The organism is Clostridium malenominatum, from assembly GCF_039521365.1.
Lineage (GTDB): Bacteria > Bacillota > Clostridia > Clostridiales > Clostridiaceae > Clostridium_AW > Clostridium_AW malenominatum.
Window position 1 is genome coordinate 92,856 of sequence record NZ_BAAACF010000012.1, and the last position, 13,183, is coordinate 106,038.

Annotated in this window: 17 protein-coding genes and 1 other annotated feature; of the genes, 5 read left to right on the forward strand and 12 right to left on the reverse strand. The window is 29.4% G+C overall.

The window, feature by feature from the left end; genetic code table 11:
- Positions 1 to 48: 48 nt before the first annotated feature.
- The 5 genes from ABDZ69_RS16130 to ABDZ69_RS16150 all read right to left on the reverse strand — a co-directional run bounded on the left by ABDZ69_RS16130 (position 49) and on the right by ABDZ69_RS16150 (position 2,397).
- Positions 49 to 495 (reverse strand): GNAT family N-acetyltransferase, encoded by a 447-nt coding sequence (locus tag ABDZ69_RS16130; protein WP_343771293.1) that lies wholly within the window; start codon positions 493 to 495, stop codon positions 49 to 51.
- A gap of 107 nt (positions 496 to 602) precedes the next feature.
- Positions 603 to 875, reverse strand: a complete 273-nt coding sequence (locus ABDZ69_RS16135; RefSeq protein ID WP_343771295.1) for a CD3324 family protein — start codon at positions 873 to 875, stop codon at positions 603 to 605.
- Between the two features lie 248 nt (positions 876 to 1,123).
- On the reverse strand, positions 1,124 to 1,423 hold the full coding sequence (locus tag ABDZ69_RS16140; protein WP_343771543.1) for a cupin domain-containing protein: 300 nt from the start codon (positions 1,421 to 1,423) through the stop codon (positions 1,124 to 1,126).
- 1 nt (position 1,424) lies between these two features.
- Complete coding sequence (locus ABDZ69_RS16145; protein WP_343771297.1) at positions 1,425 to 1,934, reverse strand: GNAT family N-acetyltransferase; 510 nt, start codon at positions 1,932 to 1,934, stop codon at positions 1,425 to 1,427.
- Entirely contained in the window at positions 1,927 to 2,397 is a 471-nt protein-coding gene (locus ABDZ69_RS16150) for a MarR family winged helix-turn-helix transcriptional regulator (RefSeq protein ID WP_343771299.1), read from the reverse strand. Before ABDZ69_RS16150 ends, ABDZ69_RS16145 begins: the two co-directional genes overlap by 8 nt.
- 154 nt (positions 2,398 to 2,551) lie before the next feature.
- Positions 2,552 to 2,816: a binding site (T-box leader), on the forward strand.
- A gap of 6 nt (positions 2,817 to 2,822) precedes the next feature.
- Here ABDZ69_RS16150 and ABDZ69_RS16155 point away from each other — a divergent pair.
- A complete protein-coding gene (locus ABDZ69_RS16155; RefSeq protein ID WP_343771301.1) occupies positions 2,823 to 4,052 on the forward strand; it encodes a MalY/PatB family protein in 1,230 nt (409 codons plus the stop codon).
- Positions 4,053 to 4,143: 91 nt separating this feature from the next.
- Here the strand turns inward: ABDZ69_RS16155 and ABDZ69_RS16160 are convergent, their stop codons facing one another.
- Complete coding sequence (locus ABDZ69_RS16160; protein WP_343771303.1) at positions 4,144 to 4,773, reverse strand: flavodoxin family protein; 630 nt, start codon at positions 4,771 to 4,773, stop codon at positions 4,144 to 4,146.
- A gap of 44 nt (positions 4,774 to 4,817) precedes the next feature.
- A complete protein-coding gene (locus ABDZ69_RS16165; RefSeq protein WP_343771305.1) occupies positions 4,818 to 5,810 on the reverse strand; it encodes an NADH:flavin oxidoreductase in 993 nt (330 codons plus the stop codon).
- A 129-nt stretch (positions 5,811 to 5,939) separates the two neighbouring features.
- On the opposite strand from ABDZ69_RS16165, the gene ABDZ69_RS16170 reads away from it, so the two are divergent.
- The gene (locus tag ABDZ69_RS16170; protein WP_343771307.1) at positions 5,940 to 6,299 is read left to right on the forward strand and encodes a winged helix-turn-helix transcriptional regulator; all 360 of its coding nucleotides are present in this window, start codon (positions 5,940 to 5,942) and stop codon (positions 6,297 to 6,299) included.
- Here ABDZ69_RS16170 and ABDZ69_RS16175 read toward each other — a convergent pair.
- On the reverse strand, positions 6,283 to 6,972 hold the full coding sequence (locus ABDZ69_RS16175) for a hypothetical protein (RefSeq protein ID WP_343771309.1): 690 nt from the start codon (positions 6,970 to 6,972) through the stop codon (positions 6,283 to 6,285). The genes ABDZ69_RS16170 and ABDZ69_RS16175 overlap by 17 nt on opposite strands.
- Positions 6,973 to 7,149: 177 nt before the next feature.
- Between ABDZ69_RS16175 and ABDZ69_RS16180 the strand changes: the two genes are divergently transcribed.
- The gene (locus tag ABDZ69_RS16180; RefSeq protein WP_343771311.1) at positions 7,150 to 8,532 is read left to right on the forward strand and encodes a methyl-accepting chemotaxis protein; all 1,383 of its coding nucleotides are present in this window, start codon (positions 7,150 to 7,152) and stop codon (positions 8,530 to 8,532) included.
- Between the two features lie 58 nt (positions 8,533 to 8,590).
- Here the strand turns inward: ABDZ69_RS16180 and ABDZ69_RS16185 are convergent, their stop codons facing one another.
- The 3 genes from ABDZ69_RS16185 to mntA form a co-directional block, all read right to left on the reverse strand.
- Entirely contained in the window at positions 8,591 to 9,157 is a 567-nt protein-coding gene (locus ABDZ69_RS16185; protein WP_343771313.1) for a GerMN domain-containing protein, read from the reverse strand.
- Positions 9,158 to 9,247: 90 nt separating this feature from the next.
- Positions 9,248 to 9,676: a hypothetical protein gene (locus tag ABDZ69_RS16190; RefSeq protein ID WP_343771316.1), complete on the reverse strand. Its 429-nt coding sequence runs from the start codon at positions 9,674 to 9,676 to the stop codon at positions 9,248 to 9,250.
- Positions 9,669 to 10,088 (reverse strand): type VII toxin-antitoxin system MntA family adenylyltransferase antitoxin, encoded by a 420-nt coding sequence (gene mntA, locus ABDZ69_RS16195; protein WP_343771318.1) that lies wholly within the window; start codon positions 10,086 to 10,088, stop codon positions 9,669 to 9,671. The genes ABDZ69_RS16190 and mntA overlap by 8 nt, the downstream gene beginning before the upstream one ends.
- Before the next feature lie 190 nt (positions 10,089 to 10,278).
- Between mntA and ABDZ69_RS16200 the strand changes: the two genes are divergently transcribed.
- A complete protein-coding gene (locus tag ABDZ69_RS16200; RefSeq protein ID WP_343771320.1) occupies positions 10,279 to 11,034 on the forward strand; it encodes a class I SAM-dependent methyltransferase in 756 nt (251 codons plus the stop codon).
- 232 nt (positions 11,035 to 11,266) lie between these two features.
- A complete protein-coding gene (locus tag ABDZ69_RS16205; RefSeq protein WP_343771322.1) occupies positions 11,267 to 12,430 on the forward strand; it encodes an AI-2E family transporter in 1,164 nt (387 codons plus the stop codon).
- Between the two features lie 59 nt (positions 12,431 to 12,489).
- Here the strand turns inward: ABDZ69_RS16205 and trmB are convergent, their stop codons facing one another.
- Entirely contained in the window at positions 12,490 to 13,125 is a 636-nt protein-coding gene (trmB, locus tag ABDZ69_RS16210) for a tRNA (guanosine(46)-N7)-methyltransferase TrmB (protein WP_343771324.1), read from the reverse strand.
- Between the last annotated feature and the right edge of the window lie 58 nt (positions 13,126 to 13,183).

The following is a 13,183-nucleotide window of genomic DNA, read 5'->3' on the forward strand; positions in this document are numbered from 1 at the left end:
AAAATTTGAACAAATTATATTCATTTAGTTATACTATAATTTATATTATTATTTTAATTCCATATGCAGTATAGGGAATGGATTTCCCTGTTCGTCTAACTCAGATTTTTTAAAGACTTTAAACCCCATATGTTTATAAAAGCCTACTGCTTGTGGATTTTGCTCATTTACATCCACATAATTTACATTTAACACTTTTATTGCATATTCTACAAGTCTTTTTCCAACTCCATTTCCTCTATTTGCATTACTTACAAATAACATTTCAATTTTAAAATCATGAATTCCCATAAAAGCTTTTATAATACCGTTTTTATCTCTTACACATAAAAGTTTACTAACATATTTAGCACCTTCTATAACTTGAGGTTTTATTGAGATTATATCTTCTTCACTTAAAAAGTCATGTGTTGCTCTTACTGATGATTCCCACGTGTCTAGTATTTCTTCCATATCCTTATTATTAATAATATTTAAATTTTCAATTTTCATCATTTAATAATTCCTCCCAAGTAAGTATGTTACTTAGTATTATATATTAAATATGATTTGAAAAGCTTATTAAGAATATTTCTGTACTAACTATAATCAATTAAATATATTTATTTATTTTTATAGATATATAATATTCTCCTAATACTACTTTCAGATAGAAAATAATCTGTAGACAATTGTTTAATTGATATTCCTTGTAAGTACTTAATATATATTTCAAAATTTCTTGTTTTCAGTTCAGTTTTTATCCCACTAACCTCACCCCAAGATTTTTTGTTGTTATCTTTCTTTGGAATGTATATATAATCACCATCAATGTATTTCTGAACTAAATCTAAAACATCTTTAGGTAATATATCTTGTGCTTTTTTATACTTCATAAACATTTCTCCTAATATTATTAGAGCAAATATTTAATCAAAAACTGCACAAAACATCTACTTTATCGCTCCTCACAAACTATGCTTTGATATTATTGCAGTTTTTGCTTGGAGCTAAATTAATTAATCTGATTTTACAAGACATGATGACACCTACCTTCTTGCTTAATTATATTATTATATCATAAATTAAATAGTAAAATAACATCACTGATAAATTCCTATTTAACTGTTAGCTATGCTATCAACTAAATTTTTTCAAGAGTCTCTACTGTTCTTTCATTTATTACATCTCCAGTGTTTAACGTTGTTTTTGCTTCAATTAACATCACATGTACTTCATCATCAGCAACAGGCATATGTTCAATTCCTTTTGGAATAATAACAAACTCTCCTTCATTTAAAGTAACATCCTTATCCCTAAACTTAATAATCAATAGTCCTTTTAGAACATAAAACATTTCATCTTCATTTTCATGAATGTGCCATAAAAATTCACCTTTGAGCTTGGCAATTTTCACATATGATTCGTTAACCTCACCTAAAATTTTATGGAATCATATTCCTCAACACTTTATCATAACAATAAAAAACACCCTCATGGCCTGACAAGCTAGTTTTCCCAACAAAAGTATAACCACATTTTTTCAAAAGGCCCTGAGCTTTTATGTTTAGTGAATTCGTATCAGTTTTTAAGTAACTTATGTTATTTTCAATGCAAATAGCATTGGCATGATTTATAAGTTTATAACCCACACCTTGACCTCGAAAGTTATTATTAACAGCAAGTCTGTGTATAATAAAGGCCTCTTTTGTCATTGACCAGTTTACACTTTTATATTCCTCTGCTTCATCTCTATTAATACATATGAGACCAGCAATAATGCCTTTTATATCATAAACATAGAGAGTTCCTTCAGTAATGTCCTTAATAAAATCCTCCTCTAATGGATAGCCTTCATTCCATTGAAAATTACCGTAGGAATGCATATCCAATTTTGAACTTTCAACAATTTCCATAATTTGAGCTAAGTCTGAAGTTACAGCAGTTCTAATCATCTTCATTTCCCCCTAAAATCAATTTTGAAGATTTCCATTCTGATTCAATGTTGTTACTCATTTTCATTATCAGTTCAGTAACAATATTTTTTTCATCTTCACTGAAATCTTTATAGCAAATTGCTATATTTTTATTTTCTTCATTAATAATATCGTCATATGACTCAAGGCCTTTTTCAGTAGGATAAAGGCGAATAACCCTCTTATCATTTAAATCCTTCTTCCGCTCAATATATCCCTGTGTTTCTAACTTTTGAATTGCTTTTGTAGTAGAAGTCTTATCAATTTTTAAAAGTATCGTTAGATCTATAAAGTTAATTCCTGGGTTCTCGCAAATTCTTGTAAGATATATGAATTGTCCCTTTTGAAGTTTTAATTCTTTGAACTTTATATCACATATAGAATGAATACTTCGAGATAATGTCCCAATTTCTCTAAGAATCTTACTATCCAGTTGCTTCATAAAATCACCTCCTCAAAATAGTTGAACTTTCAACTATTATACAATATATTAGTTGAAAGTTCAACTATAATAGTTAACTGTGTTGCATTAAAAATACCTGCAAAATAGTTGACACTTATTTTAATTAATGGTATTATTTTAAAAAAGTTAATAAATAAAAGCGAAGAAAAGAAGAAGTAGTTACATAACACTGGGTAAAGAGAGTAGGTGATGGTGGAATACCTACACTAAGAATGTAACGAATAACATCTTAGAGCTTCCAATGGAAATTCTATAATATTGGATAGTACATTTGGGCGGAGCCAAACCGTTAGTAGTTGGACAGTATCGAGTTTAAAAATAGTTCTGTACTGATATTAAGTGAGCATATAAATGCTAACATAGGTGGTACCGCGGGAGTTATACCTTTCGTCCTAATTTTTAGGATGAAAGGTTTTTTTGTATTTATAATAGTTAACTATGTTATAAAATTAATAACAAAGAAAGAGGTGTATAATATGTTTGATGAAAAAGTTACGAGGTTAGGAACAAATTCGATAAAGTGGGACAGATACAATAATGAAGACATCATAGCTATGGGGACAGCAGATATGGATTTCATGTCACCACCCTCTGTTACTGAAGCATTGATTAGTCGTGCCAAAGTAGGTATGTTTGCTTATGAATTAATATCTGATTCATATTATAATGCTATAATTGACTGGTATGCACAAATGTACAATTGGAATATAAAAAAAGAGTGGCTATCTAGCTCTCCGGGTATTTGGGCAGGAATTAGAATATGCATTGATTCATTTACGATGCCTGGGGATAAGATAATAGTACATTCACCAACATTCCATCCAATCATTGATATAATAGAACAAAGTGGTCGTTCTTTGGTAACAAACTCATTAGTACTTAAAGATGGTTACTACAGCTTAGATTTTGAAGACTTTGAAAACAAAATTGCTAATAATGTGAAAATGTTTATCTTAATCAACCCTCAAAATCCAAGTGGTAGGGTATTTACAAATGAAGAACTTATACGAATTGGTGAAATTTGCAACAAGTATAAGGTTTTAGTGATTTCAGATGAGGTACATGGAGGAGTAGTATTTGTAGGTCATAAGCATATACCATATGCATCTATTTCAGAAGAATTCGCAAAAAACTCCATTGTTATTACGGCTGCAAGCAAAGCTTTTAATTTACAGGGGATGACCCATGGCATATTAATTATACCTAATAAGCATTTGCGTAATATTTATCAGACAGCGTTAACAGGATATGATTTTGATTTCGCTACTAATGTGTTTAGTTTAGCAGCTGTTGAGGCAGCATATAGGTATGGTAGACCTTGGTTGGATGAACTGATAACATATTTACAATGTAATCTACTGTATCTTATAGAATACTTTGAAGTAAATATACCTAAAATTAAAGTAATCAAGCCTGAAGGTTCTTATATGGTCTGGTTAGACTGCAGGGAACTAAAAATGAATGAAGATGAACTTGAAACTTTCTTTATGATTAAGGCAAAGGTTGCACTAACATTCGGCTCTTCTTTTGGGAAAGATGGCGAAGGGTTTGTAAGGATTAATATTGCTTGTTCAAGGAATATATTAAAAGAAGCCTTAGAAAGAATTAAAGGAGCAGTAAATAGTATTATATAATCTCGAATAGTTGTTTGGGAACATTCTTAAAAGACGAAATAAAGACTTGCATAAATGGGCAAGTCCTTATTTCAATATTATCTTTTTCAAATTATCGAATAAAGTTTGTAAATCTTTTATTTTCTCTTTCTGGTTCTTTAACTGTTTCTTTTCCGTTTTCAACTAATTTCATGAGCCAAGCCATGTTTTTTCCTAGAACTCTCATTATTTGTCTTCCTTCTTCATCTCCTACTACTTCACCTGGTGCTGTTCCGTGTATTACATTCCAGTAATTCGTACTTGGCATAAGCATTTCAGCATAATTAATGTAATTATTTAGTTGATTAAAAGTATTAACCCCACCTGAACGTCTTACAGCCACTACAGCGGCTCCTACCTTATGCCTTAATATTCCAGCACTTGCAACATAAAATGCTCTATCTAAAAATGATTTCATGGTTCCAGCTATAGCTGAGTAATGAACTGGAGAACCTATTATTATTCCATCTGCCTCTTTCATTTTCTGTATCCATTCATTTACTTCATCATTATCAATTATACATTTCTCATTTTTATTTCTAACGCAAGCATTACATGCAAGACAACCTCTTATAATTTTGTTTCCTACATGTATAATCTCAACTTCTATACCTTCCTTCTCTAGTTCCTCTGCTACCATTTTTATAGCATGATAAGTGTTTCCTTCCTGTTTAGGACTTCCATTAAATGCGACAACTTTCATATATTTTCCTCCTCTAGAATTAATAACTTCCTTCAATTTTATATTTATTTAAGATTTTTAATAGCTTTTTCTGCCCAACTAGAATCTTTATATACAGCTCTTCCTACACCAACAAGATCAGCTTTTCCAGTGGCAAGTAAGTTTTCAGCAGCATTTACTTCAGTTATTCCACCAGTCAATATAACTGGAACTGACACAACCTCCTTGATAGCTTCGGTAAGAGATGAAAAATACCCTTGTTCTAAAGTATCTGGAGCACTGTATCCACAAAATCCACCTGAAATATCAAGGATATCAACTCCTGATTTTTCAAATTCTAAAGATGCAATTTTGCTATCTTCAATAGTAGTTCCACCATCCATATAATCGCAAGCACCTAATCGAAGAAGAATCGGAAAATCATCCCCCACAGCATCACGTACTGCTTTAATAATTTCTAAATGAATTTTAATTCTACCTAATATATCTCCACCATATTCGTCAGTTCTCTTATTGGTAAGGGGAGAGAAAAATTGGTTTAGAAGATATCCATGTGCAGAGTGAATCTCTACTCCGTCAAAACCAGCTTTTTTTACACGCAGTGCAGCATCTTTGAAATTTTTAATAATACTCTTAATTTCATCTTTAGTGACCTCCCTTGGAATAACACCTTTGCGTGGGTTGCATATAATTGAAGGTCCAATGGGGTCATATCCTGTAACATTTTTACTTGCTGCACTTCCAGCATGATTGATTTGCATTACTGCTTTGGATCCATTTTTATGGATAATGTCTGACAGCTTTTTTAACCCTTCTACAACACTATCCTCTGCTACTGAAAGTTGTCTTTCACTAGCCTTTCCCTGTTCTCCAATAAAGCTGTGTTCTATTATGATAAGAGAAATATATCCTCCTTGAGATTTTTCATCATAATAATTTAATATTTCATTACTTATATTCCCATCTTCTTCGGCTTTTGAAGTAGCCATGGGTGGCATAACTAATCTATTTTTTAAGGTCAATTTACATTTATCTAAAGGGCTCAGTAAATATGACATTCTTCCATCCTCCTAATTGTTTTTCTATATAACCTATGCTACTATTGTAGTAATTAAGTTTTATATTAACAAGTACGCACTATTTTGTATTATAGTATCCAAAAGGATACTATTGAAAGGAGAATAGCTATGAAATCTAGCTGCAATACTTTAGAGCTTAAAAATAAAAATTATAGATGTACCTTTGAAATTACAATGGATTTAATAGGTGGAAAGTGGAAGCCACTTATTATTTGGCACCTAGGAACTAAGGGTACCCAAAGATTTAATGAATTAAGAAAATTAATTCCTCAAATAACTCAAAAAATGCTAACTCAACAGCTAAGAGAGTTAGAGTCGGATAATTTAGTTATTAGAAAAGTTTATCCTCAAGTTCCCCCAAAGGTTGAATACTCATTAAGCGATTTAGGGGAAACTTTAATGCCTATTCTTAGTATGATGTGCAATTGGGGAAATGATTATTATAAACTTTTTAGTTGTATGGATTAAAACTAGTTGCTGATGAATAAAGATATGGGTAATTATTTTTAAGATGTTTTAAATACCCTACCCATTGTAATGTTATTGCTTTATACACTCTAGCAACATCTCCCTGTAAATGTTCTAAGTCTTCACTGGTAATTCCCTTATCTTTTCTAAAACCTATTTCATCCGTTAAATGAATAATAGCCATAAGAAGTTCTGAAAATGATTCATTTTCATGCAAATTTTCATTTCCAAGTAAACTTATTATAAAACTTTTATTTTCACAAAGGATTTTATATAGTTCTTCTATATTAATTTTATGTATATCAAAATTATGTGGATGTTTAAGCAATGCTTTTTCAACTTCTTTTAAATTACTAAAATCCTTAATAATTCCCCTTGCTTCCTCATCCCCACTAATAAGTATGTCCATAAGTTTACGTCCTATTTCATTAAAAAATAGAGTAATTAACACATTTAGTTTCTCTAAAATCCTATTTTTTTCTTTTCTTTCTAGTATATTGTTAAATACTAAAGTAACAATCAATATATTAATTGGAATAAAGGAAATATCTAAGAAAGTATAATACATGGTATCTCTAAAATGTCCAAAATACAAATAATGAAAATAATATAAAATTCCTGAAAGAGCCATTAAAAAAGTTGCTGTGAGAAAAAAATCTCTAAATTTTTTCAAAATAACACGTCCTATCTAAAAGTTTGTATGAAGTAATAATTATATTTGAGTGTATATAATATTGTCAATAGAATTACGATAATATTTGTAGACTTTTAAATCCCTTGTCATACTTAAGATTATTAACAATCAAACGATAAGAAGCTTAAATCAAACTATACAAATGGGAGGTAGAAAATGTTTTTTAAACGAAGTGATGGGGATAAAAATGTAAAAGAACAGAAAGAGGACTCTGCAATAATCTGCAAGGAAAATATAAGGGTTGCAATAACTAATGTAATAAATGGACGGTCAACTCATATTTCTGAAGAAGATATAGGGTGTAAAGAACTTGCAAGCTTATGGAATGAAATGATAGATTATGTTTGCATGGAAAAGAAGAAATCTGTATTGCAGGTAAATGAATTATTAAGGTTTATTACGGAAATGGAGTTTATAAAGGAAATGATAAATGGGGTACGGGTTCAGTCAGATACCTTTCATAACATTACCGCTAGTAGTGAAGAAATGGCTACAGCAATAGATGATGTTTCAAACTTTATTCAAAGTGTAGCAGACACAACAAATATTACAGAAAATTTAGCTGTAGATGGTGGACAACATGTTAATAAGGCATTTTCCTTTGTTAATGAGTCTTTTAAGGATATAGATGGTATAAATAAACAAATGAAAGGTGTAATGGAAAAAACAGAGAAAATAAATGAAATAATTGATATAGTTAAGGGAATTGCTGACCAAACCAATTTACTTGCCCTTAATGCAGCCATAGAAGCGGCAAGAGCAGGTGAACATGGCAAAGGCTTTGCTGTAGTTGCAGATGAGGTAAGAAAACTAGCAGAACACACTAAAAAATCTGTTTCTGAAATTCAACTAAACATAGGTGAACTAAAATCAGATATAGGCAATTCAGTAGTAAGGGTAGATGAAATTACTGATAAATTAGATTCTGGAAAAAGCTTGGTTAATGATTCTTTGAACTCTATCAACACTATTATTACCAAAGTCAAAGAAGTAAATGATAGTGTTACTCAGATTTCAGTTAATATTGAAGAACAGACAGCTATTACTACAGAAATAACAAGAGATATCTATAATTTAAATGAACTTACAGATAACTTGTTAAATGAATGTGATAGAACTGGAAAGGCCATATTTGATGTGAGCAATATGGTTAACAAAATAAGGTTAAACATGATTAGCAGTGAACTATGCTTAGAAGATAAAGAATTATTAGACATTTGTATTTCCGATCATTTAATATGGAAATGGCGCGTATATAATATGATACTGGGCTATGATAAAATTGATATTAATAATATAGGAACCCATAAGGAATGTCGTTTAGGTAAGTGGTATTATGGTGACCATAGTAATAAATTTAAAAATCATAACGCATTTAATGATTTAGAAAGTTACCATATTAGATTACACGAATTAGCAAAGGAAGCTACAATTTCTTATAATAAAAAAGATATAGAAAACGCAGAAAAAGCATTAAAAGAAATGGATATATGTTCTAAAAAGGTAATTGAAGACTTGGAACAATTAAAAAATAGCTAATACTAGTTAAAAATTAAAGCCAAGTGGTGTGATACCCCTTGGCTTTAAACTAAATAAGCTACGGCTTGTAAATCTCAGCCTTAGGCTCTTCCACAGTAAAGTACCCCTTTGGCAATTCACCTAAGCCTATATAAGGCTCATCGTTAAAGTATATAGCAATTTTATCTACACCCAAATTAAAACCATAAGTTGCTATTAAGGATGTTAAGAGACCGCTTTCAGTATTAGACCCTAAGGTCATATGATCTACGTAGGAATCTGAGAATACCACTTTAAGAACTCCAGTGGTTTCATCTATTTTTGCTGATTTTATCTCTACTTTATCTGTTAAGGATAAAAAGTCCTTATTGTAGGAATTATTCTGAAGCTCTTTTGTTAATACTCCAATTATATCACTTTCATCTACAGATATTGTTTTATTAATATAATAATGCTTTAATTCAGCAGTATTAAAAAAATACACTCTTAACTTCCTATCTTCAATGGAAGGCTTATCATCCTTTGACTTATTTTCAATATTAGGTTTTTCAACTTGTCCCACATTTGCATCTTTCCCCTTTGTGCATCCAGTTAAAGCCGTAACTAAAATAATAGAGCAAATTGCTGCAATAAATCTTTTCTTCATATATTCATGGTAAATTAAAATTTACCACTTTACACCTCACTCTCTTTCAAAATATCAACTTAATTATAAAACTTCCGCTAGGACTAAGCCCTAACAATTAGCATACATTTCAGTCATAATCTTTACAACTTCATTCATTTTATCCTTATTCATTTCTAAAAAGCTTATGATCTCCTCAATGGAAGGCTTTTTATATACATGTGCTATTCTATTTCTATACCTTCTATAATCATTTAAAAAGTTTAAAATATCTAAATCTATAATTTTATTATCATTCATCTTAATTAAAGATTTTTCCATGTCATCACTAATTTTATATATCTTTAATTCTTTTAAACACATAGAAGTGAAATTTTCAATTAATATAAAGTATTCTAAAAAACTCTGTTTTATTGATGATTTTATTAATGTATTTAAATCTTCATCTTTAATCTCATGTAATTTAAGTAACGCTTTATCTAAAAGGACTAAGGTTTCTTTTATATCTTTTATTAACTCATATAACTTCTTTTTATTCATCAAACATCACATCCCTTTCTCTAAAAAACCTGAAAGTTTCATTTTCCTTATATAATTTTTCAACTTCTTTGTAGCCTTTATTATACAATTGTAGATTATCCACATCATATATTATTTGTCCATCATCATATATAGAAACTTTCATATTAAGATCAAGCTCTTCTGAATTTAAGTTTACTACATCTACTTCTCTTCCTAAAATCTTTTGCAGGGATTCTTCAATGAAAACTAAAGTATTAAATGCCATATATTCTTCACTTAAAATGGCAATATCAACATCTGAATACTCCTCAAAGTCTTCCGTTAATATACTTCCAAACAATATAGCCGTAGCTATCTTACCATACTTAAAGATATTTACACACTCTTCATCTTTTAGTTTATTAAGTATGTTAGCCTTAGTACTATCCATTACGTAATCCCCCCAATCTTTGCTATCTATATTATAACCTTTATTTACTAATTTTAAAATCAAAAAAGCCATTATCAATTCCAGACATTTCTATATTAACATTTGCAACTTCATATTAGCAAAATAGGATAAGAAAGCTATTGGCTTAAATGATATTATTAATTAAATAATTATAGGGAGGTAAAAAAATATGTTTAGTTTTTATAGTAAGCTATCTACAGAAGTATACAACATAGACAAGCCTATTGGACACTCCTTTGGAGATTTAGAATTTTACAGTGAAAGACTTAATACTGTTAAAGGAAGAATTCTTGAACCAGCAGTAGGAACAGGCCGTATTTTAATTCCTTTATTAGAAGAAGGCTTTACTGTAGATGGTATAGATTCATCTCCTGAGATGCTAAGCTTATGTAAATCTTATTGTGAGGAAAGAGGTCTTAGAGCTAATCTTCATCAGACAAGTATGCAATCTTTTTCTCTCCCCCATAAATATGAAGCAATAATTATTCCTACAGGCTCCTTTTTGTTGCTGGAAAATTCAATTGACGCTATTAATGCATTAAAATGCTTCTATGAACATCTTCATATAGATGGGCGTCTTATTCTTGATTTATTTATACCATCAAATTTTAATACTGAGTCTACTTCAACAAGGACTTGGACCACTCCCTCAGGAGATTTGATCACCTTGAAGGAATCCCTTGTGGAAGTTAATTTTATTAATCAATATACGGTTTCCCATTTGCGATATGAAAAATGGCGCAACAATCAGCTGATACAAACTGAATTAGAACGTTTTCCACTTCGCTGGTACGGAGTAGAGGAATTTAGATTAATTCTAGAGAAAGTTGGATTTAAGGATATTGTTATTTCTTCTGATTATAAATTTAATGTATATCCTACAGATAAAAATCAAATCATTACTTTTGAAGCATATCGTAAATAAAATCACAGAATATAAATCCCAGTAGAAAGTGTTATGCACCCTACTGGGATTATTTTATCAATATATTATTTTATTAGTCAATTAATTTCAACTATTGATAAAATATATGAAATAAAAACAGAATTTATAGTAAGGCAGTATTTAAAATGGTACAATATAGAAGACATTTTTATATTCTTATTGAAGTTGAGAATATAAAATATAAACTAAGAATTAAAAGGGGATAAAATCAATGAAAATAAATTGGAATGATAAGTATAATACAATAGCAGCATATTCTTTTATAGTAGCAGTATCAGTCATAATGTTTTATTTAGCCATATCTCAAGTAAGCATTTTTACAGATAAATTAGATTCTTTATTAGTTCTTATGAATCCTTTTATAATAGGCTTTGCTATTGCTTATGTGATAAATTTCTTAGTTAAATTTTATGAAAAAAATTTTTTAAAGTTAGAGTTCATAAGAAATTTAAATAAAAAAGCTCAAAAAGCTCTTATTATATTATTATCTTATATCACTACATTTTTAATAATAAGTATAATAATAAAATTTTTACTACCTGAGGTTTTAAAGAGTATTATAGGATTAGTAAACGATATTCCCTTTTATATAACAAATACTAATAAACTTATTAATGAAACTATATCTAGCTTAAGTATAGAAAAGCAATATCTACAAATCATCATTGAAAACTTTAATAATGTAATTGATCATGCAACTCGATTTATAACTAATTTAATTCCAGCTTTAGCAGGATTTATAGGTAGAACTATATCAAGCATATGGAATGTAATTTTAGGATTTATAATATCAATTTATTTGTTAAAAGATAAAGAAAATTTATGTGCTTTAAGTAAAAAAATAACCTTTGGCATTTTTAAAGAGACTACCGCTAATGAAATTGTAAGTTTGGTAAGTAGAAGCAATCATACCTTCGGAAAATTCTTAATAGGTAAAATAATAGATTCCATTATAATAGGAATATTAACTTTTTTAGTTTTAGCAATATTTAAAATGCCTTATACAGTACTGATTTCAGTTACTGTAGGAATTACAAATATAATTCCTTTCTTTGGACCTTTTATAGGAGCTATACCATCTTTCATAATAATTTTATTTGTATCTCCAATTAAGGCCTTATGGTTTTTAATTATAATATTAGTTATACAACAAATAGATGGAAATATAATAGGACCTAAAATTTTAGGGGATTCCGTTGGCGTATCTGCATTTTGGATATTATTTTCTATTTTAGTATTTGGAAAGTTGATGGGTGTATTAGGTATGGTAATAGGCGTGCCTTTATTTGCAATTTCTTATTCTATAGTTAAAGGTATTATAGAGAATAGACTGAGGAAAAAAGGCTTAAAAGTAGAAACAAAAGATTATATATAATTAAGAGATAAACCCCCATGCACTCCGCATAGGGGTTTTCTATCATAACTAAATAAAAATTAAACTAGTTTTCCTATTAAAAACATTATCTTCATTCCTTTTGAGGAAAACTTCTCTTCATATTCTGTCATTATATTTTCTTTAAAGTCTGAACTATGAAGGTCATAGGTTACATACTCTAAATTAAATCCTGCTTCTTTAAAGTATTCTTGAGATGCATCGAAAAGGTCTTTATCATCGGTTTTAAACCAAATTTCACTGCCTGGTTTTAAAAACTTTTTATACTCAGTTAAAAATCTTGTATGTGTAAGTCTTCTTTTATTGTGTCTATCCTTTGGCCAAGGATTGCAGAAATTTATATAAATCTTTTCTACTTCATTCTCTTCAAATACTTCAGCTATGAAGGATATGTTTAGAGGTACAACTCTTACATTTGTAAGCTCTAGTTCTTCTATCTTCTTTTTAACATATATTAAAACTTCATCCTTTAAATCCACCGCTACGTAGTTTATGTTTTTATTTATTTCTCCTAGTTTTGAAATAAATCCCCCTCTTCCACAACCTAATTCTAAGTGTATAGGGTTTTCATTTTTAAATTCTTCCCTCCATTTACCCTTATATTCCATCGGTCTAGTTATAACTAAAGATGAAGCTTCCATTTCTGGTCTTGCCCACCATTTTTTTCTTAATCTCATATTTTTCCTCCGTTTTCTGCTCTATATAATCCTTAACATTATAGCACGAATGAATATA

What these genes read in the sequence shown, in the direction of transcription:
- ABDZ69_RS16150 (WP_343771299.1), bottom strand. Translation starts at nt 2,397, where the DNA reads ATGAAGCAACTGGATAGTAAGATTCTTAGAGAAATTGGGACATTATCT.
- ABDZ69_RS16135 (WP_343771295.1), bottom strand. Translation starts at nt 875, where the DNA reads ATGAAGTATAAAAAAGCACAAGATATATTACCTAAAGATGTTTTAGAT.
- ABDZ69_RS16185 (WP_343771313.1), bottom strand. Translation starts at nt 9,157, where the DNA reads ATGAAGAAAAGATTTATTGCAGCAATTTGCTCTATTATTTTAGTTACG.
- ABDZ69_RS16160 (WP_343771303.1), bottom strand. Translation starts at nt 4,773, where the DNA reads ATGAAAGTTGTCGCATTTAATGGAAGTCCTAAACAGGAAGGAAACACT.
- trmB (WP_343771324.1), bottom strand. Translation starts at nt 13,125, where the DNA reads ATGAGATTAAGAAAAAAATGGTGGGCAAGACCAGAAATGGAAGCTTCA.
- ABDZ69_RS16165 (WP_343771305.1), bottom strand. Translation starts at nt 5,810, where the DNA reads ATGTCATATTTACTGAGCCCTTTAGATAAATGTAAATTGACCTTAAAA.
- ABDZ69_RS16155 (WP_343771301.1), top strand. Translation starts at nt 2,823, where the DNA reads ATGAAAGGTTTTTTTGTATTTATAATAGTTAACTATGTTATAAAATTA.
- ABDZ69_RS16130 (WP_343771293.1), bottom strand. Translation starts at nt 495, where the DNA reads ATGATGAAAATTGAAAATTTAAATATTATTAATAATAAGGATATGGAA.
- ABDZ69_RS16190 (WP_343771316.1), bottom strand. Translation starts at nt 9,676, where the DNA reads ATGAATAAAAAGAAGTTATATGAGTTAATAAAAGATATAAAAGAAACC.
- ABDZ69_RS16205 (WP_343771322.1), top strand. Translation starts at nt 11,267, where the DNA reads ATGAAAATAAATTGGAATGATAAGTATAATACAATAGCAGCATATTCT.
- ABDZ69_RS16145 (WP_343771297.1), bottom strand. Translation starts at nt 1,934, where the DNA reads ATGATTAGAACTGCTGTAACTTCAGACTTAGCTCAAATTATGGAAATT.
- mntA (WP_343771318.1), bottom strand. Translation starts at nt 10,088, where the DNA reads ATGGATAGTACTAAGGCTAACATACTTAATAAACTAAAAGATGAAGAG.
- ABDZ69_RS16170 (WP_343771307.1), top strand. Translation starts at nt 5,940, where the DNA reads ATGAAATCTAGCTGCAATACTTTAGAGCTTAAAAATAAAAATTATAGA.
- ABDZ69_RS16200 (WP_343771320.1), top strand. Translation starts at nt 10,279, where the DNA reads ATGTTTAGTTTTTATAGTAAGCTATCTACAGAAGTATACAACATAGAC.
- ABDZ69_RS16180 (WP_343771311.1), top strand. Translation starts at nt 7,150, where the DNA reads ATGTTTTTTAAACGAAGTGATGGGGATAAAAATGTAAAAGAACAGAAA.